We start from the raw sequence: 25,950 nt of genomic DNA on the forward strand, positions 1-25,950 counted from the left end.
TTTGGTAATTAATAATGCATTTAGCGTATTTCGTCTGGGGCAACTCCCCAAATATCTGTTTTCCTTATCCATCCGTCATACTTACCAGCATCAATTTCACACCAATCTTTAATGCATTTTCCAAGATCTGCGATATAATTCTGTTCAATTCTAGCCATAATCATAGAGTCCTGATCAGATTTTCTATATAAATTGGCCATCGAAGCGGTAATAATAATTGAGCGTACACCTGAAAGTAAAGAATAATGTATCCAACCACCTGCACCTTCGGAGTCACGAACTCTTCTCCAATTATCGTATTCACCATATATTTCTAATGGCATTCCCTTTTTTTTAAATACCCAATCAATTCTGTGCGAAAGGGAAGGACCCCTGCGAGCATTGGCTTCACTAGCTTTAAGTGAGACATACCTTGGAATTAACAGGTTAGTAACTGGTCCCCGCTCAGCCGCATTGGTGTAAGTTGCGGTAGTTGATACCAAAATAGTGCACAAAATATATATGGGCTGCAATTTCAATTGAGTTTCCAGTGTCCTAATAAATATCCTGACTTCTGGAAGAGTGATAGAACAACATCTTATCGCAGTTCAATATTTATTATTTTAACAGACCAATGGGCTAACTATGCAAATTGCATGTTTGCCAGTGAACTTTAAACAAATGGATACGCTTGCGGTTGGAGAATGCCCTAAGCTCAAATCATCTCATCTAAACAAAAAATTGAGCGCCATTTGCTGAGATTGTAGACCCATTTATGAAACCTGCATCGTCTGAGGCCAAAAATGCAACGCATCTCGCTATTTCATCGGGTTCGCCCAAACGTCCAGCTGGTATTTGTCCAATGACTGCCTCTAAAGCTTTTTCTGGCATAGAAGCTACCATTTCTGTTGCAATGTAACCAGGGCAGACGGCATTGGCTGTGATGCCATTTCTTGCTCCTTCCTGCGCGAGGGATTTAACAATTCCTAAATCACCAGCCTTTGTTGCTGCATAATTTACCTGACCAAACTGACCCTTTTGGCCATTGATAGAGGATATAACGATTACTCTTCCAAACTTTCTTTCTCTCATGCCTGGCCATACTGGATGGACAGTATTGAACACTCCAGTTAAGTTTGTTGCAATCACCTCGTTCCACTGGTCCGGGGTCATTCTGTGAAAAGGAGCATCACGTAAAATTCCGGCGTTAGCTACAACCACATCTATTGCACCTAGTTCCGCTTCCACTTTTTCAATTCCAGACTTGCTTTCTTCGTAGCTAGCTACATCCCATTTATAAGTTTTGATACCAGTCTCAGCAGTAAAAGAAGATGCTGCTTCGTCATTTCCAGCGTAAGTAGCCGCAACAGTGAAACCATCTTGCTTTAACTTTTTTGATATGGAAGCGCCTATACCTCTTGAGCCGCCAGTGACCAATGCAATTCTTGACATAATCTTCTCCTAAGTCAGGTTTATTAATAATTTAGTTTCGAAACATTAATCTCGCTCTAGGCACATTGCTACACCCATGCCACCGCCAATACATAATGTTGCCAGCCCCTTTTTTGCTGACCGACGTTTCATTTCAAACAGCAAAGTATTTAAAATGCGAGCTCCTGATGCTCCGATAGGGTGCCCTATAGCTATCGCCCCTCCGTTAACGTTAACTATGCTAGGATCCCATCCCATATCTTTATTTACGGCACACGCCTGAGCGGCAAAAGCTTCATTCGCTTCAACTAGGTCAAGGTCACTAACTGACCATCCGGCCTTCTCGAGAGCCTTCCTGCTTGCATAGATTGGCCCTACTCCCATAATCTTTGGGTCTAGTCCTGCCGTTGCGTAGGAAGCAATTCTAGCTAGAGGTTCAATACCTCTCTTATTGGCTTCTTCGGCCGACATTATTAACGCACCGGCTGCACCATCGTTTATACCAGAAGCATTCGCTGCAGTAACACTGCCGTCCTTAGCGAATGCAGGCCGTAGCTTCTGCATATTTTCAATTGTAGCACCATGTCTGATATACTCGTCTTTATCTACTGTGATATCACCTTTACGTGTGCTTACCGTGAATGGCACAATCTCATCTTCAAATTTGCCAGCGATTTGTGCGGCTTCTGCCTTATTCTGAGATGATAAAGCGAACTCATCTTGCATATCCCGCGAGATTTGCCACTTCTCCGCAACATTTTCTGCCGTTTGTCCCATATGATAGCCGTTGAAAGCATCCCAGAGACCATCCTTGATCATACTATCAATGTACTTAACATCGCCCATTTTGTATCCTGAGCGAAGGTGGGCAACATGGGGACTCAGGCTCATGTTTTCTTGACCCCCCGCGCAAACAATGGATGCGTCTCCCAGTTGAACATGTTGAGCAGCTAGTGCTACAGCTCTTAAGCCCGAACCACATACTTGATTAATGCCCCAAGCGGCCGACTCCACAGGTAATCCAGCGTTGACGTGGGCTTGTCGAGCAGGATTTTGACCCTGACCCGCAGTTAAAACTTGCCCCATAATCGTTTCCGAAACCTCTGATTTGTCTACCTGAGCTCTAGAGACCAAAGCTTCTAGCACAGTTGTACCCAGGTCGTGAGCAGGTGTATTGCCAAACGACCCACTAAAACTTCCGACAGCAGTGCGAGCTGCTGATGCTATAACGACATTTGTCATACTTTATTTTCCTATACGATTTTGATCAGTTAATTGCGAATCCAGAAATTGTTTAGCGACTTTGCTGCATCGCGGCAAGAGTAATAATATTACAAAATGCTGTTTTTTTTTGAAATGATAGAACTTTATGAAATTTTCATCTCAAATTTTTAGACATAGTCTTAATTTAATTTTTGAAATGCCAAACAATTATGTCTAACGCGTTGACACCATAATCAAACATTGTATAAGCCGCCATTGAATTATTGGTGTTGGTGGTTCCTGCAAAGGAAATCCTGTCGTGTGTAAAGCAAGAGGACAACGCCCTTCGAAACCGCGTAATTGCGCTAACCAAGGAAGGAGATCAGCAGATGACTAAAAGAACTGCTGCCAAGCATAAGATTGATAGGAGAATGGGCGAGAATATTTGGGGTCGTCCTAAGTCCCCTGTAAACAGAAGAGAATATGGACCCGGTCAGCATGGACAACGCCGAAAGGCGAAGTTGTCTGATTTTGGTCTACAGCTCAGGGCAAAGCAAAAATTGAAAGGCTATTATGGAGATCTTACTGAGAAGCAATTCCGTAGGGTTTTTGGAGATGCAGAAAGAGTAAAAGGAGATACGGGTGAGAACCTAATCGGCCTTTTAGAACGCAGGCTTGACGCAGTTGTCTACAGGGCAAAATTTGTTGCAACGGTTTTTGCAGCTCGCCAGTTTGTGAATCATGGGCATATTTTAGTTAATGGGAAGCGTGTTAACATTCCATCTTACAGGGTAAAAGAGGGCGATGTTGTTGAAGTGAGAGATAAGTCAAAACAAATTGCTGTAGTTTTGGAAGCTACCCAATTGCCGGAGAGAGATGTGCCAGAATATTTGGAAGTGGACCATTCTAAAATGACCGCGAGGTTCGTACGAACCCCTGGCTTGTCTGATGTGCCGTATCCGGTAATTATGGAACCTAATCTAGTTATTGAATATTACGCTCAGAACTAATCTGGTCGATATCAAGGAGTGTTGCCGTAACGGTTCTCCGTTGCGGCATTTTTGTTTGTAGTGGTCAAAATGTCTGGTTCGATGTAATTATATACCTGGAGATAGTCTATGTTAAAAATTGAACCAAAAAAAGGAATTTTGGATATCGCTTTATATCAGGCGGGCTCTTCGCCACGACCTGCGCAGCAGAACGTTATAAAGCTTAGTTCAAACGAAAACCCTTACGGTCCAAGTAAGAAATCCATAGATGCAATTACACGGCATGCTGCTGGGGCACATCTTTATCCTTCAACTAACCATTTAGAGTTACGTCAATCAATTGCTGCGCGATTTGGGCTTAGTGATGAAAATATTATCTGTGGGGTTGGTAGTGATGAAATAATTTCATTTTTGTGTCAAGCTTTTGCTGGGCCAGGAGATGAAGTTATTCATACGGAGCACGGCTTTGCCATGTACAGAATATCAGCATTGGCAGCAGGCGCTCAACCCGTTGTAGTTCAAGAAAATAATCGCCATACGGATGTTGATGCTATTTTAGGTGCCTGCAGTAATAAAACTAAATTAATCTTTATAGCTAATCCTAATAATCCCACCGGCACAATGATTGACGCGACTGAGGTTCAGCGATTAGCAGATGGTATACCAGAAAACTGTTTACTAGTGCTAGACGGTGCCTACGCGGAATATGTTTCAAATTTTGATGGAGGTGCGAGCTTAGTTCAAGATAGAGAAAATGTCTTTATGACCAGAACATTTTCTAAAATGTATGGGCTTGGTGGATTGAGAATTGGTTGGGGGTATGGTTCAAAGCATGTCATTGATATTCTTAATCGCATCCGTGGCCCATTTAATTTATCAACAATCGCACTTGCTGCAGCAAATTCTGCTTTAAGTGACTTAGATTATGTGGACAAATGTAGAAACGAAAACTCTCGATTGCGTGAATGGTTATCAAACGCATTGTCAAACCTCGGTGTAGAGTCTGATAAATCAGATGCTAATTTTATACTGGCGCGGTTCGAAGGAGCAGCAGCAGCGGCAGCATGTTATAAATTTCTTTATGCAGATGGGCTACTTGTTCGACAGGTAACCAACTACAATTTACCTAATTGTTTGAGAATTACCATCGGAGATGAAGCTGCCTGTAAGCGCATCCATAGCTCAGTTAGAAGTTTTTTGGAGAGTATAAAATGACTGTAGTTTATAATCGTGTGGCTCTTATCGGGCTTGGTTTGATCGCTTCGTCGATGTTTTGGTCCATTAGAAGAGGAAATCTTGCAAATGCAGTTGTAGGATATGCTAAATCAAAAAAAACGAGGGAGACAGCAAAGAGGATTGGCCTTTGTGATCATGTCTCTGATAATCTTGAAGAAACGGTAAACAATGCAGACTTAGTAGTGCTATGTATTCCCGTTGGCGTTATGAGTGAGGTCGTTGCGCAAATTGCACCTTTTTTAAAAGCAGGCTCAACTCTCTCTGATGTTGGCTCGGTAAAAAAGGCAGTTATAGACGCGGTCGAACCTTTGGTTCCGGCTAACGTGCATTTCGTACCGGCTCATCCTCTTGCTGGTACAGAGCATTCGGGGCCTGAGAGTGGTTTTTCAACTTTGTTTGATAACCGATGGTGTATTTTAGTTCCAACATCTTCCAGTGCGCCATCGGCAGTAGAGCAGCTAACAAGCCTGTGGACTGGTATGGGGGCATTGGTCGATCATATGGATGCTGATCATCACGATTTAGTATTAGCGGTTACAAGCCATGCTCCACACTTAATTGCTTACACAATGGTTGGTGTCGCTGATGACTTGAGTAGAGTAACAGATAAAGAGGTAATAAACTATTCTGCTGCTGGATTTAGGGATTTCACTCGAATTGCGTCTAGTGATCCTACTATGTGGAGGGATGTTTTCCTCTCAAACAAGGATGCAACCCTTGAAATATTGGGACGATTTACCGAAGAACTTTTTTCATTGCAACGCGCAATAAGGACTGAGAATGGAGATATGTTGTTTGAATATTTCTCACGGACTAGGGGCATACGTCGAGGTATCCTAGAGGCTGGCCAAGACACAGAAGCTCCAGATTTTGGTAGGTCCTTAATCGATAAAAAATAATTGGTTACCAAGCATAAGTAAACAATGTTTAATTAGATCTGATCTCAGTTAACCGTTTACTGCAATTTTTTAATCTTTAAAATCGCCCAACTTGCGTGAAGTAAACTGACAATAGAGAACAATAAGCCTAAAAAAATAACTTCTATGCTAGCAATCCCACTTATACCCCGATAGAAAATTGCAAATATTACTAACAAAATTATCAATAATGACAGTAAAATTCTTATCTTGTATTCATTTAGTTTTTCGGGATCAAACATATTGAACTAAAACCAATTTAAAACTTTGGTCATAAAAAAATAGTTAGGTAAAATAAATGCAAAGGCAATGCTAAAAGCTGCCGCTTTTTTACCCCAGCCATTAAATGGATCTTCAAACTTTGTGTTCATGATTAGCCTCCCTGCAAAGGAAAATAGCGTAAAAACCCATCTAGGCAATTGATTGAAATAATTATCAGATAAAACTCAAGTCAATTTTAACAGCTTCAAAAAATAAGCCACTTGTTAAAACTCAGTTTCACTCTCAAAAATCCATTTTGCAAGTTTTTGACCTTCAAAGGTGACCTTCTCTTCCCCATCCAGCCAACCCATTCGTTTAGCATAAACAATAGGTTTATAGCCCCAGGACCCAGCCATAACTTTTGCATAGTAAAGAATAGCTTCTTTAGCAGCAGGATTATAAAATGCCATAATAGCCTCATATAATTTAAAAGCTGCCCAATCAGCTATAGCAGTATGCAACATGTTAGTAGAAAAGCAACTTTTTTTATTAGTGTACTAAATTTTGAAAACTTCAGGACAACTTTAGGTTGTCTTTTATTTTTTCTATACTTGACGCTATATTTGAAAGCTTAGACATTAATTTTTCTGCATCTGGATGATCTTTTTTAATATTCTCACCAAATTTACCAATTTCGGATGATAGGTTATTGAGCTGGTCAACTGCTTTTTTTATTTTGACGGATCGGTCCACTGTTTCAGAATTTGAAGAGTCTAAACGTTTTTCCAATTTTCTAACGAGTGCGTTTAAAAAAACGTCTTTTTCAAGTTTTTGAAGTATATGCCTGGGTGGAATTAATTTTGCTTTCAGTCCGTCAGAGCCTGCGATCACAGTCGTGGATCGTTTTGTACCGAGAATAAATGAGGCTTCTCCAAATAACTCGCCCTGACCCACATCGCCTAAATAATAACCATTTGGGGCTGTTATTTGTACGCTGCCCTCAATCACCAGATAATTAAACTCTGGTAGGCTTCCCGCACTATAAACAGTTTCATTGGCCGACCACACGCCAACATCATCAGTTCTCTCCATAACTCACATTGCTTTAAATAAAAAGCTTGGTCAATGCTTTGAAGTCATTAAAACAAGATCCAAAAACTTAGTTATAGGAATTATCGTTTTAAAATTTATGGTTGATAGGTAGCTAGTATAAACAAGCTAGCTAATTACGATGCTCGTCATACTAAATGATTGCCAAACCTTCCGAAACTATAATTGAAATGCAGATTATAGCAGCTAATAAGTGACTTAATTTAAACCTAGGACCATACATTCCCTCAGCGCTAGTTTGAAAAAAAGGTTTTGTCAAATTAATCAAAACAGTTTAAGAAAAATAGTTCCAAAATGATTAAAAAATAAACAATAGTATGCAATAGTATGCAAATATTATTTGTTTATCAAGGGTTTTTATTATGGTGCTTATTACACATGACCGATGAAGTTATAAGTCTGGAAGAAACAGTTGATGTAGCTATAAAAAAAGCTGTGAGAGTGTTAGCAATTCTATCCTTTCCTGCTCTTCTAATATCCTTTTACCGAAATCTATATCTAGATTTCTTACCAAGTCATCAATTGGTTTTATCACTTATTTGGATAATTTTTGTCATATTATCAGTAAACTTAAAACTTATTGATAGGCATCGTTTAAATACATTGGTTGCAATAATGTTTTTGTTATTTGTGGCCGTCAGCGTAAGAAATGAAAGTACGGTAGTGGGCTCGACTTTTTTTTTATTGGCGGTCGGCCTTATGTCTTTTCAACATTCAATCAAATTAATTGCTTTAGTCAGTATTACAATTTTTCTGGTTACGCACTCACTAACCCGAGAAACTATACTATTTGGATTAAGTTACGAGTTTGGTATCGTTTATCAACTCTTGAATCTAAGCATCTACCTAGTTCTTATTTTTGCGATAAAAAAAATTGTTGGTAATTATGTGCAATTGCATGAAGAGCAAACAAACCTAAATTCTTTTTTAATTGATAAAAATAAAACATCATACCTGCAAGTTGCGGAAGCCATTGAAGATGTTAACGCAGAAAAAGAGCGTTTAGAGTATTTCACTGTTACCGTAAGTTCTTTTCTCAAAAGGCTTTATGAAAGTATGGAGTTGGCTAAAGAAAAAAAAGACAATATGCCACCAGAGCGTTGTATGCATGAAATAAATGAAATTAGACGCATTATTGAAGATCATGCGAATTGTGGGGATCAAATTCGCCACGAAGCCCTTTCTATCAGTTTAGCCGAGTTTTCTGAGGATTTAAATTATTACTTTGAATTGCATAATATGTCCTCAAGGCCTTATTTGGATGTAACGCAGCAAGATACATCTGGTATAAAAACTAAGTATCTTTTCCCATCCAATTTATGCAAACTCATGGCTCATCATGTGGTAGAATATTTTTTAGAAAATCATTTAATTGAAAAATTAAATTTTGATATACAATTAGGTCGAAGGGCAATTGGTAAACAACAAATTTATATAAATGCTTGTGGGTCTTTAAGTAACATTCAGCATGAAAATTTTTCAGACAACTTTACCAGAAAAGATACGAATAAGAGTAATAGTAGCGAAGATAGAAATATATATTTCGCAGAGAAAATTATAAAACAAATGTCGGGGAATTTGCATATTGAAAAGTCTGAAAATTCAGTCAACTGCGATTTGAATTTTTGGGTACCTATTGTGGGCGACTAGCTATGATGAATATATTCTCCGCTCGAACTTATAAATGCACGATCGTGGAAGGTGGTGCTGCTGGGGAGGATTGAACTCCCGACCTCACCCTTACCAAGGGTGCGCTCTACCACTGAGCTACAGCAGCTTTACTTTACGTTGCGATTTAGCCGCAAATAATGCCTTAAGCAAGACTTATCTAGACCATCATGTTATCATAATGTAACTACTAGATATGGATAAAAATACTATTCCAAGAAAAAAAGTTATTAAGACTCGTGAAGAGCGATTAAAGATTGCTTTAAAGTCAAATATGGCAAAACGAAAAGCACAAGCTACCGCGCGAACATCGAATTCACCCAATACTAAAAACATTGATTTCAAATTAGAGGACTAAGCTATATGGATTCCATAATAGTAGAAGAAAGCGGTCCACTTAATGGTAAGATACCCATAGCTGGTGCAAAAAATGCATGTTTAACTTTGATGCCTGCAACTCTGCTCAGTGATGAGCCGCTTACACTGATAAATGCGCCTCGTTTGTCTGATATTGGAACAATGTCGCTATTACTTCAATCCCTGGGTGTAGAGGTGGAAACCCTAAATGAAGGATTGGTCCTAGCGCTCTCAAGTCATGCCCTCAAAACCACTAGAGCTGATTACGATATTGTTAGGAAAATGCGTGCTTCGAATCTCGTACTGGGGCCTTTGCTCGCAAGGGCTGGTGAAGCTATAGTTTCATTGCCGGGTGGATGCGCCATTGGTGCACGGCCAATGGATCTGCATATTGCAGCTTTGCGAGCGCTTGGTGCAGAAATTGAATTAAAGGATGGTTACTTGCATGCAAAGACGCCAAATAAAGGACGGCTAGTTGGTGGTACGCATAAACTAAAATTTGCATCAGTGGGCGCTACAGAAAATTTTATAATGGCAGCTTGTCTTGCCAAAGGTAGGTCTCAACTTAAAAATGCAGCAATGGAGCCCGAAATTGTAGACTTAGTTAAGTGTCTTAAGTCAATGGGCGCTAATATTTCTGGAGAAGGGACAAAAACGGTAACCATCAAAGGTGTAGAAAAGTTGCATGGCGCAACACACTCAGTTGTGATGGACCGCATTGAACTCGGTACATACATGCTCGCTCCAGTAATAGCTGGGGGTGAAGTAGAGCTTGTCGGAGGGCAGATGGAGCTTTTAGAGGCATTCTGTAAAAAATTAACGGAGGCAGGTGTTGAAATTTCGGAGACCGCAAATGGTCTTAAGGTTAAGCGGAAGCTTGATACAATTAACGCTGTCGATGTAACAACTGCAGTTTACCCGGGTTTTCCTACTGATTTACAGGCGCAAATGATGGCATTGATGTGCACAGCTAGTGGAGTATCTACGCTTGAAGAGACAATATTTGAAAATAGGTTTATGCATGCTCCAGAGCTAATTCGAATGGGTGCTCAAATTGATGTTCAAGGTGGAATTGCAAGAGTTAAGGGAGTTCCAAAGTTAAAGGGTGCTCAGGTTATGGCTACAGACCTCAGAGCATCGGTCTCGCTTATACTAGCGGGTTTGACCGCACAGGGTAAAACTAAAGTCAGCAGAGTATATCATCTTGACAGAGGTTATGAAAAGCTTGTCGAAAAACTCGAAAACGTTGGAGCTAAAATAGAGCGGGTTCGGTAAATGTCTCAGGACGCAAGTTTTTCGGAAGGGGTTGATAGTGCACTTTATTTAGGAGCATTTACTCCGGAGGATGTGGACGTAATTTCGACAATTCTTCAGGATGGTATTTTTTGTATTAGCGATTTGGCTTGGTTAAAGAAGAAAAGGCAAGTGGCTGTATTAGTAAATAGGTTTCGTTGGGAAAATAAATCAGAATATATTGATAAAAACAGCGCCCCAGAAAGGGTAAAGAGCCTTCTGATAATTGATAATGTGCTAAATATTTCATCACAAGGTATCGATCGTTCTGACAGTAGTACACCACTGAATTTACTTAACTTAGACTTAAAAAAGACAAAAAAAAATATGTTTTTGACATTACTACTTTCTAATTTTGGTGCTATCAGATTTGAATTAGATGCTATTGAATTGTCTATCAAAGATGTCACCCGCCCTTACAAAGCCCACTCTGAAAATATACCGTTTCATCCAATTATTGACGACAGTTGAGAAATTTTAGATTACTCATTAATCAGAACATTCCTTAGGAGCAAAAGTGATGCCGGTTTTCCTCAATTTTGATGATCCCCAATTCGATCAGCATTTTGATGAGATTTTAAATTCTGAGCGTGACGCCAATCGGGATGTTAACAGAGTAGTTTCTGATATTTTAGCAGATGTTAAAAGACAGGGGGACGAAGCTCTAATACAATTAACTGATCGGTTTGATAAAATTAAATTAACAAAAGAAGAGTTAAGCTTTTCAAAAAAAGAAATAAACGAGCTTTCAGCTGAAGTAAAAAGCAATGAGCGTAAAGCCTTAGACTTAGCCGCCAGTAGAATAAAAGTATTCCATGAAAAACAAAAACCTGAGAATGTAATTTGGATTGATGATATTGGAGTTGAACTTGGATGGAGATGGACGGCTCTTGACGCTGTAGGTATTTATGTTCCTGGTGGATTGGCAAGTTATCCATCTTCAGTGCTTATGAATGCAATACCAGCCAAAGTAGCTGGTGTAAAACGTGTTGCAATGGTTGTTCCAACGCCGCATGGGAAAATTAATCCGGCAGTTCTTTATGCTGCAAAAGTTTCTGGTATAGATGAAATATACAGAATTGGAGGTGCGCAAGCTATCGCAGCGCTAGCTTATGGAACCCCAAGCATTTCACCTGTGGATAAAATTACCGGACCAGGTAATTCTTACGTGGCTGCCGCTAAGCGACAAGTTTTTGGTAAAGTCGGAATAGATATGATTGCTGGTCCCTCGGAAGTTTTGGTAATTGCTGATGAGAATAATGATCCAGAGTGGATTGCCTTGGATTTACTTAGTCAAGCTGAACATGATAAAAGTGCGCAATCTATATTGATTACTACAAATCAGAATTTTGGACAGTTAGTTGCAACAGAGATTGAAAAAATCTTAAAAAGTCTGGAACGCCGAAACATAGCTGGCCCAAGTTGGAAAAATTTTGGAGTTATAATTACTGTCCCTTCCCTGGATCAAGCAGCGAAACTTTCAAATAAACTTGCTCCAGAGCATTTAGAGCTCTGTGTTTCAAATCCAAAAGGTCTGATTGAAAAAATCACTAATGCTGGCTCTGTCTTTATGGGCCATTGGACGCCTGAAGCTGTTGGTGATTATATTGGGGGTTCCAATCATGTTCTTCCAACTGCTCGTTCCGCAAGGTTTAGTAGTGGATTATCAGTGATGGATTTTTTAAAACGAACAACAACTACGTTTGTCTCTCCTGATGCGTTGAAAATTATAGGGCCTCATATAGAAACCTTGGCTAGCTCAGAAGGCCTAGAGGCACACGGTCTTTCAGTCTCTTCTAGATTAAAAAAACTTACTGAATGATGCCGGTTGGTAAAATATTATTAGGTAAGAAATTATATGACTAAAGATATTTATAGAGAAATTTAATGAGTTATATCTCACATATAGAATTAAATGATAAACACAGTCCGCCTCCTACTGCTGAAATCGAGAAAGAGCGGCGAGTTGCCCTATATGATTTGCTTGAGGAAAATAAATTTGAGGTGCCAACACATTCGGGCCCCTATCACTTAGTTCTGTCTATAAAAGAAAAGCGATTGGTTTTTGGGGTATCCAAAGAAGACGGGAACCCTGCTGCAGAGTTTCATTTGTCGCTCTCTCCTTTTCGACAGGTTGTGAAAGATTACTGGGCCATTTGTGAGAGTTATTATGATGCAGTAAAAAATTTGCCGCCTGGGCAAATTGAAACAATTGACATGGCTAGGCGCGGTATCCACGATGAAGGTGCACGTATTTTACTAGAGCGTTTGGATGGAAAAGTTATTGTAGATACTGACACATCACGTCGCTTATTTACCCTCATTTGTATCCTTCATTTTGGCATTTGATATGGTTACGGAATTACCACAATCAATACTTTTTTGTTGTGATCATAATGCAGTTAGATCGCCGATGGCTGAAGGTATTATGAAAAAGTTCTATGGCTTAGGTACCTATGTGCAATCAGTTGGGGTCTATAATGATTTGGAAATTGATGGCTTTGCAATTTCTGTTTGTGATGAAATTCAGGTAGAATTGTCCCGCCACAAATCTAGAAGTTTCGATGAAATGGCTGCTTTGGGAGATGATCTTTCGTCGTTTGACGTAGTGGTTGCTTTGTCTCCTGCAAGTCAAAGACGCGCACTAGACTTAACACGTTTTTTTCATATGAAAGTTGAGTACTGGCCAATAATGGATCCAACGGGTATCGGAGAAACTCGTGAGATGAAGTTGAATGCTTACCGCCAGAGCAGAGATCAAATAATTGGACAATTTTCCAAATTGTGGGGAATACCGTCCTGAGTCTAATTAAAGACGAATGATAGTGTCAATAAAATTGTTTTATTTCAAATTACTTATCAGCAAACGCCGCCATAGAAGATAAAAACTTTTTTACTTCGTTTTGTGTATTATAATGGCAAATAGATACTCTAACGCAATCATCCCAGCCAAGTGGGGCGAGTATATTACCTGAATAATGGTCACATTTCCGCGTATGTGTTCGGATACCTTGCTGATTTAGATAAGTAACAATTTCTTCAGAAGGGCATTTTTTAATTCTGAAACTGACCAACCCTTCCCTTGAGGGGTTATTCGCACCGCCAATGATCTCAACTTCTTCAAAATCCGTCAGACCTTTTAGGTTATCAACTCCATAAAGAATGGCATTGGTCATTTTCTTTTCATAATCTTGAATCGCTGCACCTGCGGCCTCGATTTGGGCGCGACTATCTTCTTCAGTTGTGAATTCTTTACCTAGCCAACACATATACTCTTTTACGTCCGACATGGTTGCATAGGCTCCTGTATCTCTAGTGCCAAGCTCCCAGTTGTCAGACGGTCCATCATCTAACTTTTCGTGAGGTGAATTTCTCAGTCTGTCCGATACCCACGCGATACCAAAACCATGTCGTGAAAACATTTTATAGGGTGAGATAACATAGCCATCGATGTCATAACTTTCAATATCAATTCCTCCATGCGCAGCATGTTGTATCCCGTCAACTATTATGAATGCTGACGGAGCTTTTTTGCGCACTATTCTTGATATTTCACTTATTTTCGTGCCCATACCAGTAACTGGTGAGGCGTGCACGATTGTTACAACCCTAGTTGTATCAGAAATTTTATCTGCATAGTTTTTTGCCTCGACTATTCCCTTTTCGATATTGTGTGGCACGCTTACATAGGTATATTTCATCTCCTCAGACCATTTCTTTGCAGCGCTTCGGGAAGCGGGGTGTTCTAATGAGGTTCCAACAATTGATCCACCAGGCGGCGAGGCCGTTACTGCATTTCTGATTAATCTAAATAATAATTCTGTTCCGCTCTCTCCCATGAAAAACCCACCAGTTTGAGCATTAAATAAGATACGAAGGTCACTTTTTGCATTTTTAATCGTATTATTTAAAGTATGACTAGCTAAATTATCACGGCCCTGATTGTCGGGAATTGCCGCAAATTTTGTGGAAGTTTCCAACGCTGATCTCAAAGTTAGAGCGCCACCAGCGTTTTCAAAAAAGATTCTTTCGCCAGAGATAGGACATTTATCAACATTACAAAACCTTTCCCTGATTTCTGAAACTAAAGAGTGATCTATAAACGGCATATTTTCCCTCAGAAAAACCGTGTGATTAAATTTCTGTTATATTTTATAAGTATGTGAGTCATTTAAGTATGTCTTATATATCTAAAAAAACTAGATGCCACCCATCCTGCGATAATAGCTATTGCAAGGGATAATAATCCATAAATGAGTGGATTTTCACGTGATAAGTTAAATAAAAATCTTTCAAGACCAACCTTTTTTACATCAATTATTGTGTCAAATTGACTCACAATTTTTCCATCACGGGTAAGAAAGATACGCGTAAAATAGTCACCTTCTGTTAAATTCGCGGGCATATCGACAGAAGTTCGAAACAATGTACTCTGGTCAACAACTATTTCATTTTCGAGTGACTGGTAAAGTTTTTGATCCTTTCTTATTCTGATCACTGCTTCCGTAAAGCTTTGAGAGTCTTGAATATGCATTGGGGCCCCAACCGACCTAATTGCGCGTTCTACAGAAATTTTATTTCGCAGATCTTCTACATCTGATACTATTTCAGTAAAAGGTGCGCTAGTCGCAACTGCGTAGAAGCTAGGAGCAGCATCAACTTCCACTGTTTGATTGTTTACCCATATTCCAAACCGCTTTTCTTTCTTTCTAACGGCAATTGGTTGCGATGGCCCTGCTATAGTAATTATTACACCCATTTTGCCATCTGGTTGAGGAGCGTCTCGTTGTATCGCTCCAAATAAAAGGATCTTAGAACCATCAAAATTAGCTGTAATTGCAACTTCATCCTGACTAAGTCCAAGTACTATTTGTTCATTTGCGACGAGATTTTTGGAAAACATAAGGAGCATTATTATGAAAGCCAGAATACGCATCATTAATTCCCTATTTTCCCAAGGGAGAAAAGTTCAGATGGTTGAATTAATAAATCAGCAGCTAATTTTAGGCAAACCAGTAATACAAGAACCGAGAGTAAAATTCTAAGTTGTTCAGCTCTCATCTTGGCTCCAATTTGAGTTCCAATTTGAGCACCTATTACGCCGCCAATTAAAAGTAGAACTGCTAAAGCGATGTCGACTGTATAATTTGTTGTAGCATGTAAAAGTGTTGCAAAACCTGTGACAAAAATGATTTGAAATAATGAAGTTCCGACCACAACTTTTGTAGGCATCCCCAAAATATAGATCATTGCTGGCACCATTATAAAGCCGCCTCCAACACCCATTATTGCTGATAGTATTCCTACGAATATCCCTACCGCAAACGGAGGAATTGCAGAAATATACAATCCAGATGTTTTGAAGCGCATTTTAAGCGGCAAAGTATGGACAAGTCCCTTGTGGCGATTAGTTCTGCTAATCACATTTACGTTAGATCTAGCCCGTCTTATTGCGTTTAAGCTCTCTATAAACATAAGACTGCCTATAATACCAAGAAATATTACGTAGCAAAGTTTTACTAGTAGATCGACTTGTCCGACAGATTTTAAATAATTGAAAATATATAAACCAATCGCTGCTCCTATCAGCCCGCCGCTCAATAGAACGGTCCCCATTTTTAAGTCCACAGTTCTTCTGCGAAGGTGTGCTAGCGCCCCGGAAAAAGATGACGCCACTATTTGGTTCGCTTCAGTCGCCACGGCTACGGCTGGCGGAATGCCGATAAAGAAAAGAAGAGGTGTCATTAAAAAACCTCCACCAACACCAAACATTCCGGAAAGAATACCCACAAATCCACCAAGACCAAGGAGTAAAAAGGCGTTAACTGAAACTTCGGCTATCGGTAAGTAGATTTGCATTGTTCCACTTAGCTTAATGATTGTACATAAATCAATAGTGAGAGCGGCCAAGATTAAACTGGATATAAAGGTGTTGTTATATTGGCTCTAACGTTCTTTAACGTATGGTTGCCCGCCTGCTTTTGGTGGTATTGCGCGACCCACAAAACCTGCCAAAACGACTACGGTTAAAACGTAAGGGAGTGATTGTATGAAAACAACGGGGATTTTCACTTGGCTAGTTATACCGGTGGTCCAAACTGAATTAACCACCATAAATGCAATTACTGCAACTCCCAGAGCCAATCCTCCAAGAACCACTTTGTCTAAATAATCTTTTCTCCAAACGTAACTTAGCAGTGCAATTGAGATTACACCCAAGATACAACTAAGGCTCCAGGCTGGTAGTAGTATATTTTGAAATCGATTGTCGACTGCGAAGAAGAAGCCAAAGAGTAAACATGCTGCAAGAGCGTACCAAGGACGCCATTTTGCAAAAATTAGAGCCGCTAAAGCTATAAAACCGCGTCCTGCAGACATGTCTTTTGTAAAATTTGCCTGAAGGGAAGTTGCGATATAGGCTCCTGCAATACCACATAAAATGCCGCCAATAACAACTGCAGCGTAGCGCAGCCCAACAACAGAAATACCTGCCGTGTCGACTGCTGCTGGATTTTCTCCCACCGCTCGCAAACGCAGTCCGAATCTCGTTTTGTATAAAACAAACCAAGAAAGAGGAACTGTTAAAAGTGCAACGTAAACTAAAAGAGAGTGTCCGGATAAAAGTTCAGAATAAAGTTGCATAAGCGGACCTGCTTCGCTCATTTCTTTCGATGAACTGGCCCAAGGAAAACTCAAAGGCTCGAAACGCCCACCAGATTTGAGTGGAGGTGTTCTACCTCCTTGCCCAAATAAATCCTGTGCGGCGACTACCGTCAGGCCAGCTGCCAGAAAATTTATAGCAACCCCCGAGATAATTTGATCACCGCGAAGTGTTATTGAGGCTAAGCCATGAAGAAGCGACAATAGGATTGATGCGAATATGCCGGCCAATAGACCCATCCAAACTGATCCGGTAATTGCAGCAAAGGCAGCGGATACGAATGCGGCAGCGAGAAGCTTGCCCTCCAGACCAATATCAAAAATTCCAGCTCGCTCTGAAAATAGTCCAGCGAGGCAAACTAATAATAGCGGCGTTGCCAAGCGTAGTGAGCTATCCAATACTTGGAGCAGAGTTAAAAAATCAATCATACTCTAGCCCTTTGTATCGAAATAAAAAATCTTTCCAAAGGAGCCCTTACCATTAAACTTAGCGCCCCTGTGAATAATATTACTAATGCTTGAATAACTACTATCAACTCACGTGGAATTTTAGTCCATAGCGCCAGTTCTGCACCGCCCTGGTAGAGAAAACCAAACAACAAAGCGGCTAATAAAACTCCTACTGGGTGACTACGCCCCATGAGCGCAACTGCAATGCCAATGAAGCCTGCTCCTTCGGTAAAGTTCAAGATTAGCCGTTCACTTTCTCCTTGCGTGGTATTTATCGCCATCATTCCACAGAGTGCCCCTGAGATCATCATAGCTATCATTATAATTTTTACTGGCCTGACGCCTGCGTAGCGAGCAGCAGGTCCAGACTTTCCCAAAGCTCGTATTTCGTAGCCTAACGGGGTGCGCCAAATCAGATACCAAGTTGCGAGACAGGCAAAAAGTGCAATGAAAAAACTAACGTTAGCCGGTGCCGACCTGAACGCCTTTTCAAAGCCAATTATACCTGCAATATCTTGAAAGGTAGGGAGGTGAGTACTAGCTGGAAAATTTGCTGATGCCGGATCCATACTGCCTGCAGGTTTCAAAACATCTACTAGGAAAAAATTAAGCACCCCAGCAGCGATAAAATTAAACATAATCGTGGTAATAACGATATGACTTCCTCTTTTGGCTTGAAGGTAAGCAGGCAGGCCAGCCCAAATCATTCCAAAAAGAGCGGCACCAATTGAAGCCCCGACGATTGCTAATGTCCAGTGTGGCCATGGAATAAATAAACAAACTAGGGCTACTCCTAAGCCTCCTATCATGGCTTGTCCCTCGCCCCCGATATTAAAAAGAGCAGCATGAAATGCTACTGATACTGCCAGACCGGTAAAAATAAAATTTGTCGTGTAATATAGCATGTAGCCCCAACCTGCTGACCGAAATAGTGTACCCTCTATCATTAGGTTTAGTGCTGCTATTGGGCTTTCACCAATAGCTAGTATGAGCAATGCTGATAAAGCAGCTGCTAAAAATAAAGAGAATAATGGGACAACAATAATATCAACCCATTTTGGCATTACATCCATTCATGCGCTCCATTATAAATTAGGCTGTTTTTTTCTGGTCATTGTGCCACTTGTTCCGCGACACCGGCCATGAGCAATCCAAGTTCCTTTTCATTTGTTTCAGATGGGAGTCTTTCTCCCATAATTTTACCATCAAACATGACGGCAATTTTATCAGATAAAGATAGAATTTCATCCAATTCAACCGATATTAACAAAATTGCTTTTCCTCGGTCTCGAAGGGCAACAATTTGTTGGTGTATAAACTCAATAGCCCCAATATCAACTCCTCTTGTTGGTTGTCCTACCAGTAGTAAGTCAGGATCTCGTTCTATCTCGCGCGCCAATACTATTTTCTGTTGATTTCCTCCTGAAAAATTTTTGGCTGTTAATTTTGGGTTAGGGGGTCGGACGTCAAACCGATGCATTTTACCCTCTGTTTCCCTTCGAATGGCATTATTATCCATAAAAAATCTATTTGCTTGATTGGATTTCTCCCGATGATAACCAAAAACCGAATTTTCCCATGCCATGAAGTCCATTATCAGACCTTCGCGTTGTCTGTCCTCGGGAACATGCGCAATTCCTTGGGCTCGTCTTGCTTGACCATCTCCATTTACACTCGTCGTCAAGTCAATTTCTGATCCTTTAACCTTTACAGTCCCATCCGCCTTCTGGTAACCGCCTAGCACCTCTAGCAGTTCCGATTGACCATTGCCTGCAACACCAGCAATTCCTAGAATTTCACCGGCTCTAACAGAGAGATTGACGTTCTTTAACCTCTGAACACCAAAATCATCAAACATATTTAGGTCTTCAATTTCCAGCACGGGGTTTTTGGGCTTGGCTGGGGTTTTATCAACACGAAGTAAAACTTTTCGGCCTACCATTAGCTCCGCTAAATTTTCTGGACTAGTCTCATTAGTTTCCAATGTCGCGGTCATTTCACCTTGGCGCATTACACTCACGGTATCAGTGATATCCATAATCTCACGAAGTTTATGAGTAATTAAAATAATGGTTTTTCCTTCCTCACGAAGTCTTTTGAGTATCCTGAAGAGTTGATCCGCCTCGGCTGGCGTCAAAACCCCGGTGGGTTCATCTAAAATTAAAATATTTGCTTTGCGATATAGTGCTTTAAGTATTTCAATCCTTTGTTGCATTCCCACGCCGATATCTTCAATAATTGAATCAGGATCGACATTTAATTCATACTCTGACGCTAAGGCAGCAAGTTCTGCTCTTGCTTTATTTAAGGATGGTGACAGTAGGGCTCCACTTTCTGCACCTAGGACGATATTTTCTAGAACTGTAAAATTCTCAACAAGTTTAAAATGTTGAAAAACCATTCCAATCCCTACACCGATAGCGGCTTGACTATCTGGTATCGAAATTTTTTTGCCATCTACAAAAATTTCTCCGGAATCAGCCCTGTAGAACCCATACAAGATAGACATCAAAGTTGACTTGCCAGCGCCATTTTCTCCAATAATGCCGTGAATTGTTCCAGGCATCACACGGATGGTTATATCTTTATTGGCTTCAACCGGCCCAAAGGATTTAGAAATCCCTCTAAGTTCGATTGCTGGTTTTATCGTCATTTATTTCTCAATATAATATAAAAACCGCACTGAATAAGTGCGGTTTTTTTTCTTCGACTAATGACTAATTAAAATGAAACTGCTGGGCAGGTTTCGTCATCAGTATAGTTATGTACTGACATTGATCCATTGGCGATTGAAGATGCTGCAGTGTCAACAGCAGCTTTCATTTCAGAAGATACCAGAGAAGCATTATGTTCATCAAGTGCATAACCAACTCCACCATTTGCTATACCCATCTGAAAATTACCAGTCTCCAAATTTTCCCCGGCTGAGAACGCCTCATAAACAGCATTGTCTACGCGCTTGAGCATTGACGTTAGGACCTGGCCTGGGTGCAGATAGTTTTGGTTCGCATCTACGCCGATAGATAAAATCCCCTCATCGGCTGCTGTTTGAAGAACACCTACACCAGTTCCTCCTGCTGCTGCATACACCACATCGGCCCCTTGGCTAATTTGAGCTTTGGTAAGCTCAGAGCCCTTAACTGGATCATTCCATGCCGCAGGAGTTGTGCCGGTCATGTTCGCTATAATTGTTGCGTTTGGATTAACTGCTTTAACGCCTTGAGCATAGCCACATCCAAAACGCCTTATAAGAGGTATATCCATGCCCCCAACAAAACCAACCGTGCCTGTCTTTGACGCTTGAGCTGCCAGCATACCAACTAGGTAGGATCCTTCATGCTCATTGAAGCCGATGCCTCTTACGTTTGGTAGGCTTAGCCAATTTACGTCAATCACAGCGAACTTTGTGTCAGGATAATCTGGTGCAACCTTTCCTAAGGAGTCAGCAAATGCAAACCCAGCCATTACAATAGGGTTAGCGCCAGCTTCTGCAAATCTGCGAAGCGCTTGTTCTCGTTGGGCTTCATTTTGAAGCTCTATTTCTCTGAATGACCCACCGGTTTCATCTGCCCATCGCTGAGCTCCCGTGAAAGCAGACTCATTAAATGATTTATCAAATTTACCCCCAAGATCAAAAATAATAGCAGGTTCCGCTAATGCAAGGCCTGCACTCATGGTCAAACCAACTGCGGTTGACAACAATTTTGTAACGATATTCATATATATCTCCCGATTAATTGTAAGGTGGCCCGTTAAATTTAGCCAACATCATATCTTAATAAGGACAAGATTCTCGCTGATGGTCAACCAAATAATCTCATTTGTTAGACCTAAAATTGTAAATATTAGATTAATTTGGACGTAGATCTTTTTGCATGACTAATGCAGTTTCAAATTTTCCATTCTTGTCACGCGAATACGATTTTCGTATAGTGATCTCTTTATAATTTAATTTTGTGTAAACTGTAATCGCAGCTGAGTTTGATTCGCTAACTTCCAAAGTCAATTTTTTTGCGCCTTGTTGGATTAACTTTTTTTCAATGTTCAGCAAGCAGCTTGTTGCTAATCCGGTGTTTTGTTTAATATTCTCTGTAACTATCAGTAAAAGTTCGGCCTCGGTATCTACAACCCGAGCAAGAGCAAAGCCGTGTGCATGGAACTCTGTAATAACTCCTGGCAAAGATAATAACTCTGAAAATTCGTGAGCATGCCATATTCGGTGGTTAGCCTCCGATGTGGAGTGCAGTTTCGACATTTTTTCAGGTGTCATTTTATAATTGAAATTTTTTGAGTACGAGTATGAGCATCTGGTGTTTTTATGTAAAGTGGAGCTGGCTGAGATAGGCTGTATTTTATATCTGCACCAAACTTGGCCATATTTTCTATAAATTCTTTGCCTCCAGGTCGGTTTGCAAATTCATTCAGAGTATGATTGTCTTCTACTAGTCTGGGTTCAAAATCCCCATTAATAGCCCCAAGGTAATAGGAATTTTGCGGAGCATTTATTTTGGCTATCTTGCGTGTGGTTTGTCCGTAGAGAGATGCCTGAAAGCTATTTACGCCTGCGATTTTTATTTTCAAGGATAATGCAAGACCCTTTGCAGCGGCCAGTCCTATTCGAATTCCAGTGAAGTTTCCTGGACCAATCCCAACAAGTATTAAATCGATTTGTGATTTTTCTATATTTGCTGCCTTGAAGGTCTCTTCGACAACCTCAAATAGTTTTTCAGCTTGTCCTTTTTTCATTTCTCGCACAGATGAAAAAATTTCGCCATTGAGAAAAATTGCGGCCGCGCAATGGGCGGCCGACGTATCGATTGCAAGTAAACAATTGGATCTATAACCCAACCGGTCTGACCTCAGTAACCTCTGGGATATAGTGCCTTAAAAGGTTCTCGATCCCCATCTTAAGGGTCATTGTTGAAGAAGGACAACCTGCGCACGCACCTTGCATTTGCAGATATACGACTCCACGCTCGAATCCGTGAAAAGTAATATCTCCTCCATCTTGTGCAACTGCAGGACGTACCCGACTATCCAATAGTTCCTTTATTTGACCAACTATTTCAGTGTCTTCACCTGAGTGTTCAGCATGTACATTTTCAGATTGTTCCCCATCAATAATTGGGGCACCAGATTGGAAATGGTCCATTATTGCACCAAGGATACTTGGTTTAACGTGTTCCCAGTCAGTGCTTTCTTGCTTAGTTACTGTCACAAAGTCATTTCCTAAAAAAACGCCCGTCACTCCATCTAGAGTAAATAGACGTTTCGCTAGTGGAGATGACTTGGCGCTGTCCACATTTGTAAAGTCAGCCGTACCTTGTTCCATAACCGTTTGGCCGGGGAGGAACTTCAATGTGGCTGGGTTCGGTGTTGATTCCGTCTGGATAAACATTACGATATTCCTTTGTACTGACTTTTATATGCCAATTAGTCAGCGAAATGTCAAGTATTTAGAATGATTCTAAATTAAGTAATCGCCTCGAGTCTTTCTTTAGACAGGTCTCCCGGGACAACGGTAATAGGGATTGGTAAAGACCCTGCGTTTTTGCTTAATTGAGTGACTATCGGTCCGGGCCCTTTTTTATCAGTACTGGCGCCGAGTACTAGAATACCTATTTCAGGGTCTTCGGATATTTGTGCTAAAATTTCGGGGACAACCTCGCCCTCTCTTATCACTAAACTTGGGTTGACTCCCTGTCTATCTCGCATCCATTTGGCAAATACTTCAAAATGAACTTCTATTCTTTCTTTGGCTTCTGCGCGCATTAAATCACCGACCCCAATCCAGTGATTAAATTCTTCTGGCGGAATTATAGAGAGTACTTCCACGCCGCCCCCAGTTTTCGCAGCGCGCATTGCTGCAAATCGCATTGCGTTGAGGCATTCTTTGCTGTCATCTAGAACTACTAAAAATTTGCGCATCTAGTCCTCCATTGCTTTAGCATGCACTATGAAACTTGCGTTTGCAATCATTCGCGTAGTGAACCATCCGAGTAATTTAAAAAACTTCTTTTAGAAGACTTACTTCGGTTTGAGCATACCGACTATATCGTAAGTTTTGTCCAAAATTGGACCTGCGATTTCACGAGCTCTTTTAGCACCTGAGGCGAGTATAGTGTCTATTTCATCTGCATTTTGCATTAGTCTAGTCATTTCTCGTGAAATTGGAGACAAAATTTCTACTGCGCACTCTGCTAAAATTGGTTTAAACTCAGAAAATTGTTTGCCACCAACTTCCTGCAGTGTTCTATCCATTGATTGTTCGCTAAGTGCTGAGTAGATTGTTACGAGGTTTTCTGCTTCAGGTCTATTTTTCAAACCATCTATTTCTGATGGTAACGCCTCTGCATCTGTCTTAGCTTTTTTGAATTTAAGAAATATTGTATCCGCATCATCACCCATATTGATCCTACTTAAATCGGATGGGTCTGATTTTGACATTTTTTTTGTTCCATCTCGCAAGCTCATTACTCTTGAGGCTGTTCCTCCAATGACAGGTTCAGTCACAGGGAAAAAATCGATATCATAATCATGGTTAAATTTAATCGCTATATCTCTAGTCAATTCAAGATGTTGTTTTTGATCGTCTCCTACGGGAACATGCGTCGCATGGTATAGCAAAATGTCTGCAGCCATCAGGGCAGGATATGCAAATAAACCAAGGGCAGCATTTTGAGCATTTTTCCCGGCCTTATCTTTAAATTGCGTCATTCGCTGCATCCAACCCATCCTGGCCACGCAATTAAAAACCCAAGCTAATTGGGCATGCTCGGCTACGGCTGATTGATTGAAAAGGATAGACGAATTAGGATCTATGCCTGCGGCTATAAAAAAAGCTGCAATTTGTCTAGTATTTTGCTTTAATTCTATTGGGTTTTGCCATGCTGTTATCGCATGTTGATCGACAACACAGTATATAGTTTCGTACTCTTTGCTCTGCATTTCCACAAAGCGTTTAACGGCACCAAGATAGTTTCCTAATGTGAGACCTCCTGTAGGCTGAACACCTGAAAACACTCGTTTTTCAAAAGTTTTGAATGACGACTTTTTATCTTGGTCTATCATAAGCAATGCCCCTGACAAATTATCATAAAGATGCAGTAATCCTGTAGTTGCAACACGTCAAGAAGCCTTCTGAATGGTCATACCAATTCAGTTACCTAATTTAAGGCCTTTTCTGAATTTTTCGGGAAAGCCTTCAGCATGTAAACGATGACTAGGTAAATTGTCGAACCCGCAAAAACTAGTCCGATTGCAAAAAATACCCTTTCAGCTGATGTCTGCATCGCAATGTACATGTTTTGACTGGTAGCCCATAGAATTATACCCATCACCAAGCTTGCAAAAAAAGTACGCTTGATGCGGTTGGTGGAAGTTTTCAACGCACTTGCTGCACGCCCAAATTTTTTAGCGCTGATCCATAATAGAATAGATGTAACCCAAGCTGATGCGCTCGCAGCTACTGCAACTGCTATCCAACCCATAACTTTGAGAAGTGCAATTGCAAGAATTGCATTTAATAACATTGAAATGACCGCAAATCGCAGCGGAGTTTTTGTGTCTTCTCGTGCAAAGTATAATGGTTGCAAAAGTTTTTGTATCATAAAGGCCGGAAGTCCAAGACCGTAAATGGCAGTGGCGTATGATATAGCAAGTGCATCCTGCCTTGATGTTTCTCCATGTTCAAAAAGAGCTGAAACAAGAGGCAAGGGGATTAAACACAAAGCAAAGCTGGAGGGTAGGGCCACAAACCATACCATTTCAGCACTTTTAGAATATGTGATTTGTGCTTGATTACTATCGCCTGTTTTTAAATGACGAGAGAGTTTTGGTAATAGAACTGTTCCAACTGCTATTCCGGCTATTCCAAGAGGCAGTTGATACAACCTATCCGCAAAGTATAAAAAACTTATTGCACCGGTTTCTTGACTAGCAACGAGCTGCCCAACCAACAAATTGATCTGGAGCACGCCACCAGCTAACGCAGCAGGTATCGCTAGTTTTACAAGGTTGCCTATGTCTTTGTTCCATTTAGGAACGGAGAAGGTAATTTTAATTCCTGTTTTGTATGTAGCCAGCCAAAGCAAACTTAATTGAATTATGCCGGCAATGGGTATGGACCACACCAACCATACCATTATGTTATGTTCGGTTGCCCGCGCGGTAAGAAGGGCAAATACTATAGTTATATTTAAAATGACTGGTGCAGCAGCTGCTATAGCAAAGCGTCCAGTTGTATTCAAAATTCCGGAAAATAAAGCTGCTAAGGAGATTAACAGTATATAGGGAAACATAATTCTTCCAAAATCGACTGTTAAATCGAACCTGTGATCAGAGGCAAAACCTGCTGCTGTTAAAAATACCAGACCCGGCATAAAAACCATGGCAATTGATGTAAGTATTAAAAGTAAAGTTAGTAAGTTTGCAAAAACATTGTTAGCAAACTCCTT

Annotated in this window: 28 protein-coding genes and 1 tRNA gene; 9 read left to right on the top strand and 20 right to left on the bottom strand. The window is 40.6% G+C overall.

Going from position 1 to position 25,950, the window contains the following annotated elements; translation table 11 throughout:
• Positions 1-20 precede the first annotated feature (20 nt).
• From ACTF5Q_RS10350 to ACTF5Q_RS10360, 3 genes are all read right to left on the bottom strand, one after another.
• Complete coding sequence (locus ACTF5Q_RS10350) at positions 21-512, bottom strand: SH3 domain-containing protein (protein WP_438954562.1); 492 nt, start codon at positions 510-512, stop codon at positions 21-23.
• A gap of 196 nt (positions 513-708) precedes the next feature.
• Complete coding sequence (phbB, locus tag ACTF5Q_RS10355; RefSeq protein ID WP_153692002.1) at positions 709-1,431, bottom strand: acetoacetyl-CoA reductase; 723 nt, start codon at positions 1,429-1,431, stop codon at positions 709-711.
• A gap of 45 nt (positions 1,432-1,476) precedes the next feature.
• Positions 1,477-2,652: an acetyl-CoA C-acetyltransferase gene (locus ACTF5Q_RS10360; RefSeq protein WP_438954539.1), complete on the bottom strand. Its 1,176-nt coding sequence runs from the start codon at positions 2,650-2,652 to the stop codon at positions 1,477-1,479.
• Positions 2,653-3,002: 350 nt separating this feature from the next.
• Between ACTF5Q_RS10360 and rpsD the strand changes: the two genes are divergently transcribed.
• The 3 genes from rpsD to ACTF5Q_RS10375 all read left to right on the top strand — a co-directional run bounded on the left by rpsD (position 3,003) and on the right by ACTF5Q_RS10375 (position 5,737).
• Positions 3,003-3,623 (top strand): 30S ribosomal protein S4, encoded by a 621-nt coding sequence (gene rpsD, locus ACTF5Q_RS10365; protein ID WP_438954540.1) that lies wholly within the window; start codon positions 3,003-3,005, stop codon positions 3,621-3,623.
• A gap of 108 nt (positions 3,624-3,731) precedes the next feature.
• Positions 3,732-4,817, top strand: a complete 1,086-nt coding sequence (gene hisC / locus ACTF5Q_RS10370) for a histidinol-phosphate transaminase (protein ID WP_438954541.1) — start codon at positions 3,732-3,734, stop codon at positions 4,815-4,817.
• Positions 4,814-5,737, top strand: coding sequence for a prephenate/arogenate dehydrogenase family protein (locus ACTF5Q_RS10375; RefSeq protein WP_438954542.1), 924 nt, complete (start codon positions 4,814-4,816; stop codon positions 5,735-5,737). The genes hisC and ACTF5Q_RS10375 overlap by 4 nt, the downstream gene beginning before the upstream one ends.
• A 266-nt stretch (positions 5,738-6,003) precedes the next feature.
• Here ACTF5Q_RS10375 and ACTF5Q_RS10380 read toward each other — a convergent pair whose 3' ends face one another.
• The 3 genes from ACTF5Q_RS10380 to ACTF5Q_RS10390 form a co-directional block, all read right to left on the bottom strand.
• Entirely contained in the window at positions 6,004-6,126 is a 123-nt protein-coding gene (locus tag ACTF5Q_RS10380; protein WP_438954543.1) for a hypothetical protein, read from the bottom strand.
• Between the two features lie 114 nt (positions 6,127-6,240).
• Complete coding sequence (locus ACTF5Q_RS10385) at positions 6,241-6,426, bottom strand: hypothetical protein (protein WP_438954544.1); 186 nt, start codon at positions 6,424-6,426, stop codon at positions 6,241-6,243.
• Between the two features lie 103 nt (positions 6,427-6,529).
• Complete coding sequence (locus ACTF5Q_RS10390) at positions 6,530-7,048, bottom strand: cyclic nucleotide-binding domain-containing protein (protein ID WP_438954545.1); 519 nt, start codon at positions 7,046-7,048, stop codon at positions 6,530-6,532.
• A gap of 345 nt (positions 7,049-7,393) precedes the next feature.
• Here ACTF5Q_RS10390 and ACTF5Q_RS10395 point away from each other — a divergent pair, with 345 nt between their 5' ends.
• Complete coding sequence (locus ACTF5Q_RS10395; protein WP_438954546.1) at positions 7,394-8,716, top strand: hypothetical protein; 1,323 nt, start codon at positions 7,394-7,396, stop codon at positions 8,714-8,716.
• Positions 8,717-8,768: 52 nt separating this feature from the next.
• Here the strand turns inward: ACTF5Q_RS10395 and ACTF5Q_RS10400 are convergent.
• Positions 8,769-8,843 (bottom strand) — tRNA-Thr (locus ACTF5Q_RS10400).
• Positions 8,844-9,097: 254 nt separating this feature from the next.
• Between ACTF5Q_RS10400 and murA the strand changes: the two genes are divergently transcribed.
• The 5 genes from murA to ACTF5Q_RS10425 all read left to right on the top strand — a co-directional run bounded on the left by murA (position 9,098) and on the right by ACTF5Q_RS10425 (position 13,187).
• Positions 9,098-10,366, top strand: a complete 1,269-nt coding sequence (gene murA, locus ACTF5Q_RS10405; RefSeq protein ID WP_438954547.1) for a UDP-N-acetylglucosamine 1-carboxyvinyltransferase — start codon at positions 9,098-9,100, stop codon at positions 10,364-10,366.
• Complete coding sequence (locus ACTF5Q_RS10410) at positions 10,367-10,855, top strand: DUF2948 family protein (protein WP_438954548.1); 489 nt, start codon at positions 10,367-10,369, stop codon at positions 10,853-10,855.
• A gap of 49 nt (positions 10,856-10,904) precedes the next feature.
• Positions 10,905-12,206, top strand: coding sequence for a histidinol dehydrogenase (hisD, locus tag ACTF5Q_RS10415; protein WP_438954549.1), 1,302 nt, complete (start codon positions 10,905-10,907; stop codon positions 12,204-12,206).
• A gap of 65 nt (positions 12,207-12,271) precedes the next feature.
• Positions 12,272-12,733, top strand: coding sequence for a UPF0262 family protein (locus ACTF5Q_RS10420; protein WP_153692013.1), 462 nt, complete (start codon positions 12,272-12,274; stop codon positions 12,731-12,733).
• A 1-nt stretch (position 12,734) separates the two neighbouring features.
• Positions 12,735-13,187: a low molecular weight phosphatase family protein gene (locus ACTF5Q_RS10425; protein WP_438954550.1), complete on the top strand. Its 453-nt coding sequence runs from the start codon at positions 12,735-12,737 to the stop codon at positions 13,185-13,187.
• Positions 13,188-13,236: 49 nt separating this feature from the next.
• Here ACTF5Q_RS10425 and ACTF5Q_RS10430 read toward each other — a convergent pair whose 3' ends face one another.
• The 13 genes from ACTF5Q_RS10430 to murJ all read right to left on the bottom strand — a co-directional run.
• Positions 13,237-14,493 carry an aminotransferase class V-fold PLP-dependent enzyme gene (locus ACTF5Q_RS10430; protein ID WP_438954551.1) on the bottom strand — a complete coding sequence of 419 codons (1,257 nt, stop codon included), beginning with the start codon at positions 14,491-14,493 and terminating at the stop codon, positions 13,237-13,239.
• A 62-nt stretch (positions 14,494-14,555) separates the two neighbouring features.
• The gene (locus ACTF5Q_RS10435; RefSeq protein ID WP_438954552.1) at positions 14,556-15,323 is read right to left on the bottom strand and encodes a TIGR02186 family protein; all 768 of its coding nucleotides are present in this window, start codon (positions 15,321-15,323) and stop codon (positions 14,556-14,558) included.
• On the bottom strand, positions 15,323-16,243 hold the full coding sequence (locus ACTF5Q_RS10440) for a sulfite exporter TauE/SafE family protein (protein ID WP_438954553.1): 921 nt from the start codon (positions 16,241-16,243) through the stop codon (positions 15,323-15,325). Before ACTF5Q_RS10440 ends, ACTF5Q_RS10435 begins: the two co-directional genes overlap by 1 nt.
• An 87-nt stretch (positions 16,244-16,330) precedes the next feature.
• On the bottom strand, positions 16,331-17,470 hold the full coding sequence (locus ACTF5Q_RS10445) for an ABC transporter permease (RefSeq protein ID WP_438954563.1): 1,140 nt from the start codon (positions 17,468-17,470) through the stop codon (positions 16,331-16,333).
• Entirely contained in the window at positions 17,470-18,567 is a 1,098-nt protein-coding gene (locus tag ACTF5Q_RS10450) for an ABC transporter permease (RefSeq protein ID WP_438954554.1), read from the bottom strand. Before ACTF5Q_RS10450 ends, ACTF5Q_RS10445 begins: the two co-directional genes overlap by 1 nt.
• A 38-nt stretch (positions 18,568-18,605) precedes the next feature.
• Complete coding sequence (locus ACTF5Q_RS10455) at positions 18,606-20,147, bottom strand: ABC transporter ATP-binding protein (RefSeq protein WP_438954555.1); 1,542 nt, start codon at positions 20,145-20,147, stop codon at positions 18,606-18,608.
• A 68-nt stretch (positions 20,148-20,215) separates the two neighbouring features.
• Positions 20,216-21,214: a BMP family lipoprotein gene (locus tag ACTF5Q_RS10460; RefSeq protein ID WP_438954556.1), complete on the bottom strand. Its 999-nt coding sequence runs from the start codon at positions 21,212-21,214 to the stop codon at positions 20,216-20,218.
• A gap of 130 nt (positions 21,215-21,344) precedes the next feature.
• Positions 21,345-21,764 carry a GNAT family N-acetyltransferase gene (locus ACTF5Q_RS10465; protein WP_438954557.1) on the bottom strand — a complete coding sequence of 140 codons (420 nt, stop codon included), beginning with the start codon at positions 21,762-21,764 and terminating at the stop codon, positions 21,345-21,347.
• Entirely contained in the window at positions 21,761-22,342 is a 582-nt protein-coding gene (gene tsaB / locus ACTF5Q_RS10470; RefSeq protein ID WP_438954558.1) for a tRNA (adenosine(37)-N6)-threonylcarbamoyltransferase complex dimerization subunit type 1 TsaB, read from the bottom strand. The genes ACTF5Q_RS10465 and tsaB overlap by 4 nt, the downstream gene beginning before the upstream one ends.
• On the bottom strand, positions 22,332-22,892 hold the full coding sequence (locus ACTF5Q_RS10475) for a NifU family protein (RefSeq protein WP_438954559.1): 561 nt from the start codon (positions 22,890-22,892) through the stop codon (positions 22,332-22,334). The genes tsaB and ACTF5Q_RS10475 overlap by 11 nt, the downstream gene beginning before the upstream one ends.
• A 74-nt stretch (positions 22,893-22,966) precedes the next feature.
• Complete coding sequence (locus ACTF5Q_RS10480; RefSeq protein ID WP_153696402.1) at positions 22,967-23,422, bottom strand: universal stress protein; 456 nt, start codon at positions 23,420-23,422, stop codon at positions 22,967-22,969.
• Between the two features lie 99 nt (positions 23,423-23,521).
• Entirely contained in the window at positions 23,522-24,565 is a 1,044-nt protein-coding gene (gene trpS / locus ACTF5Q_RS10485; protein WP_438954560.1) for a tryptophan--tRNA ligase, read from the bottom strand.
• Between the two features lie 95 nt (positions 24,566-24,660).
• The coding region (gene murJ, locus ACTF5Q_RS10490) for a murein biosynthesis integral membrane protein MurJ (RefSeq protein ID WP_438954561.1) at positions 24,661-25,950 on the bottom strand (1,290 nt) is incomplete at its 5' end.

This window comes from Candidatus Salinivivens marinus, assembly GCF_965655845.1.
Classification (GTDB): Bacteria; Pseudomonadota; Alphaproteobacteria; order Rhodobacterales; family Rhodobacteraceae; genus Salinivivens; species Salinivivens marinus.

What these genes read in the sequence shown, in the direction of transcription:
- phbB (WP_153692002.1), bottom strand. Translation starts at nt 1,431, where the DNA reads ATGTCAAGAATTGCATTGGTCACTGGCGGCTCAAGAGGTATAGGCGCT.
- ACTF5Q_RS10360 (WP_438954539.1), bottom strand. Translation starts at nt 2,652, where the DNA reads ATGACAAATGTCGTTATAGCATCAGCAGCTCGCACTGCTGTCGGAAGT.
- rpsD (WP_438954540.1), top strand. Translation starts at nt 3,003, where the DNA reads ATGACTAAAAGAACTGCTGCCAAGCATAAGATTGATAGGAGAATGGGC.
- hisC (WP_438954541.1), top strand. Translation starts at nt 3,732, where the DNA reads ATGTTAAAAATTGAACCAAAAAAAGGAATTTTGGATATCGCTTTATAT.
- ACTF5Q_RS10375 (WP_438954542.1), top strand. Translation starts at nt 4,814, where the DNA reads ATGACTGTAGTTTATAATCGTGTGGCTCTTATCGGGCTTGGTTTGATC.
- ACTF5Q_RS10380 (WP_438954543.1), bottom strand. Translation starts at nt 6,126, where the DNA reads ATGAACACAAAGTTTGAAGATCCATTTAATGGCTGGGGTAAAAAAGCG.
- ACTF5Q_RS10385 (WP_438954544.1), bottom strand. Translation starts at nt 6,426, where the DNA reads ATGGCATTTTATAATCCTGCTGCTAAAGAAGCTATTCTTTACTATGCA.
- ACTF5Q_RS10390 (WP_438954545.1), bottom strand. Translation starts at nt 7,048, where the DNA reads ATGGAGAGAACTGATGATGTTGGCGTGTGGTCGGCCAATGAAACTGTT.
- ACTF5Q_RS10395 (WP_438954546.1), top strand. Translation starts at nt 7,394, where the DNA reads ATGCAAATATTATTTGTTTATCAAGGGTTTTTATTATGGTGCTTATTA.
- murA (WP_438954547.1), top strand. Translation starts at nt 9,098, where the DNA reads ATGGATTCCATAATAGTAGAAGAAAGCGGTCCACTTAATGGTAAGATA.
- ACTF5Q_RS10410 (WP_438954548.1), top strand. Translation starts at nt 10,367, where the DNA reads ATGTCTCAGGACGCAAGTTTTTCGGAAGGGGTTGATAGTGCACTTTAT.
- hisD (WP_438954549.1), top strand. Translation starts at nt 10,905, where the DNA reads ATGCCGGTTTTCCTCAATTTTGATGATCCCCAATTCGATCAGCATTTT.
- ACTF5Q_RS10420 (WP_153692013.1), top strand. Translation starts at nt 12,272, where the DNA reads ATGAGTTATATCTCACATATAGAATTAAATGATAAACACAGTCCGCCT.
- ACTF5Q_RS10425 (WP_438954550.1), top strand. Translation starts at nt 12,735, where the DNA reads ATGGTTACGGAATTACCACAATCAATACTTTTTTGTTGTGATCATAAT.
- ACTF5Q_RS10430 (WP_438954551.1), bottom strand. Translation starts at nt 14,493, where the DNA reads ATGCCGTTTATAGATCACTCTTTAGTTTCAGAAATCAGGGAAAGGTTT.
- ACTF5Q_RS10435 (WP_438954552.1), bottom strand. Translation starts at nt 15,323, where the DNA reads ATGATGCGTATTCTGGCTTTCATAATAATGCTCCTTATGTTTTCCAAA.
- ACTF5Q_RS10440 (WP_438954553.1), bottom strand. Translation starts at nt 16,243, where the DNA reads ATGCAAATCTACTTACCGATAGCCGAAGTTTCAGTTAACGCCTTTTTA.
- ACTF5Q_RS10450 (WP_438954554.1), bottom strand. Translation starts at nt 18,567, where the DNA reads ATGGATGTAATGCCAAAATGGGTTGATATTATTGTTGTCCCATTATTC.
- ACTF5Q_RS10455 (WP_438954555.1), bottom strand. Translation starts at nt 20,147, where the DNA reads ATGACGATAAAACCAGCAATCGAACTTAGAGGGATTTCTAAATCCTTT.
- ACTF5Q_RS10460 (WP_438954556.1), bottom strand. Translation starts at nt 21,214, where the DNA reads ATGAATATCGTTACAAAATTGTTGTCAACCGCAGTTGGTTTGACCATG.
- ACTF5Q_RS10465 (WP_438954557.1), bottom strand. Translation starts at nt 21,764, where the DNA reads ATGACACCTGAAAAAATGTCGAAACTGCACTCCACATCGGAGGCTAAC.
- ACTF5Q_RS10475 (WP_438954559.1), bottom strand. Translation starts at nt 22,892, where the DNA reads ATGTTTATCCAGACGGAATCAACACCGAACCCAGCCACATTGAAGTTC.
- ACTF5Q_RS10480 (WP_153696402.1), bottom strand. Translation starts at nt 23,422, where the DNA reads ATGCGCAAATTTTTAGTAGTTCTAGATGACAGCAAAGAATGCCTCAAC.
- trpS (WP_438954560.1), bottom strand. Translation starts at nt 24,565, where the DNA reads ATGATAGACCAAGATAAAAAGTCGTCATTCAAAACTTTTGAAAAACGA.